Source organism: Streptomyces sp. DH41, assembly GCF_029813785.1.
GTDB lineage: Bacteria > Actinomycetota > Actinomycetes > Streptomycetales > Streptomycetaceae > Streptomyces.
Genome location: NZ_JARVKY010000063.1, coordinates 1 through 956 on the forward strand (window position 1 = coordinate 1; position 956 = coordinate 956).

1 protein-coding gene is annotated in these 956 nt (G+C 66.8%); it reads right to left on the minus strand.

Translation table 11 applies throughout. The features are described from left to right. A partial coding sequence (locus tag QC283_RS39385) for an IS630 family transposase (protein WP_443032760.1) occupies window positions 1-956 on the minus strand: 956 nt, incomplete at its 3' end.

Genomic DNA, 956 nt, shown 5'->3' on the forward strand with positions numbered 1-956 from the left:
GCGAGCCAGGACCTGATGTCGCGTTCGAGGGCCTGGACGGAGCGGTGGACGCCGCGCTTGAGTTTCTTCTGTGTCAGCTCGGCGAACCACCGCTCGACCAGGTTCAGCCAGGACGCGCTGGTTGGCGTGAAGTGCAGGTGGAACCGGGGATGCGTCAGCAGCCACTTCTTGATGTCGGGTGTCTTGTGGGTCGCGTAATTGTCCAGGATCAGGTGGACCTGGAGGCCGGCCGGGACTTCCTTGTCGAGTTTGGCGAGGAACTTCTTGAACTCCGCGGCCCGGTGGCGGCGGTGAAGCGAGCCGATGACCTTGCCGGTCGCCACTTCCAGGGCGGCGAACAGGGTGGTGGTGCCGGCGCGGACGTAGTCGTGGCTGCGGCGTTCAGGAACGCCGGGCATCATCGGCAGCACTGGCTGAGAGCGGTCGAGAGCCTGGATCTGCGACTTCTCGTCCACGCAGAGGACCAGGGCTTTCTCCGGCGGATCGAGGTAGAGGCCGACGACGTCGCGGACCTTGTCGATGAACAAAGGGTCGGTGGACAGCTTGAACGTCTGTGACCGGTGAGGGGCCAGGGCGAACGCCCGCCAGATCCTCGAGACGGTCGACTGCGACATTCCCGTGGCCGCCGCCATCGACCTCGTCGACCAGTGGGTGGCGTTCTTCGGTGTCTCCTCGAGCGTCTTGACGATGACGCGCTCGACGTCCGCGTCGGTGATCTTCCGCGGGACACCCGGCCGCGGGTCGTCACACAAGCCGTCCAGGCCCCGTTCGAGGAAGCGGCGCCGCCAGGTGCGGACCGTGTCCGGGGTGATCCGCAGCCGGCGGGACACCTCCATGATCGAGTGCCCCTCGGCGCATTCCAGCACGATCCGCGAGCGCAAGGCCAGAGCCTGGGCCGTCGAACGACGCCGCATCCAGCCCTCCAGCACCACCCGCTGGGCATCGGTCACCGACAA